Source organism: Companilactobacillus halodurans (assembly GCF_009600985.1).
Lineage (GTDB): Bacteria > Bacillota > Bacilli > Lactobacillales > Lactobacillaceae > Companilactobacillus > Companilactobacillus halodurans.
This window is the reverse complement of record NZ_VDFP01000262.1, coordinates 1-1,070: the sequence shown is the minus strand read 5'-3', so window position 1 is coordinate 1,070 and position 1,070 is coordinate 1. Positions and strand designations below refer to the sequence as shown.

Annotated in this window: 2 protein-coding genes; both read right to left on the bottom strand. The window is 31.8% G+C overall.

The genetic code is table 11. The features are described from left to right. Positions 1–112 precede the first annotated feature (112 nt). Entirely contained in the window at positions 113–334 is a 222-nt protein-coding gene (locus tag FHL06_RS14040; protein WP_153387275.1) for a hypothetical protein, read from the bottom strand. Beyond that, on the bottom strand, positions 324–809 hold the full coding sequence (locus FHL06_RS14035; RefSeq protein WP_153387273.1) for a PH domain-containing protein: 486 nt from the start codon (positions 807–809) through the stop codon (positions 324–326). Before FHL06_RS14035 ends, FHL06_RS14040 begins: the two co-directional genes overlap by 11 nt. Between the last annotated feature and the right edge of the window lie 261 nt (positions 810–1,070).

Genomic DNA, 1,070 nt, shown 5'->3' with positions numbered 1-1,070 from the left:
CTTGCATCAAGACGAAAAACCTCTTTCATTGTTTGTGGAGAACTCCAATGATACCTGATTTTTTCGTCTTGGTGTTTTTATTTTGGAATTTTATTGAAAGTGGCTAACTTGATTATAAAATTCGCCGTTGATAAGTGAACATAAAATAACCTAAAAATGTTTTGATGATGATAAAACTAATTAATAAAACTGAAAAAATAATTAGCCACTTTTCGTTTTCTGCGTTTACGATTCCAAAGAAAATAATCAGTGCTGGAAATACCAACTGTTTCAATGAATCATAAAGAAAGAAAACTAAAGCAATGGGATGGATATGTTGCGGTTTAGATATCATTTTTAGCCTCCCGAGCTAAACGCATAATCAAATCTTTGATTTTATTAGCTTCAGTTGTTTTCAGGCCATCGATTTCTTTAGCACCAGCTGCAGTCTGAACAGTAATCTTTTGTAAATCTTTTAAACGTAAAAAAGGTCCTTGTGACAAGGTGACATTTTGAACTCGAGAAATAGGGATGACGATTTCTTTTTGAAAGAAGAAGCCATAATGCAATTCGACTTGACGCTCATCAACAAAATAAGTCCAATATTTCCAATGATAATTGATTAAGCTCAATTCAGAGATAAGTGAAATAATGGCAAATGATACCGAAATAATAATGATGACGGATAAAACTTTTTGAAAACCATTGGATGAGAAATTTCTCCAGATGAAGAATCCAAGAGCTATCACTAAGGTGATAAAAAAGTCAACGGCAGCATTAATTCGCCAAATTGACTTAATCTCAGTCGGTAATTTTTGAATTTTTTTCATAATTCCCCCTAAATGAATATGATTTCTCCAATAAGGGTAGCATATCGACTTTTTCTTGAAAAATGGCTTTAAAAATAATAAGCCAGTTGCAACTATTCTAAAACTGTTGCAACTGGCTTATTTTATTGAATTATTAAGGCTGTACGATAAATAAAGTTGATAGGTATTTTGCCATCAACTTTATTTTTGTATACCATTTATTAGTAATAACCATTTAAGAACACCAAAAAAGGACACCATTCATGCCCTTTAGATGTTCGA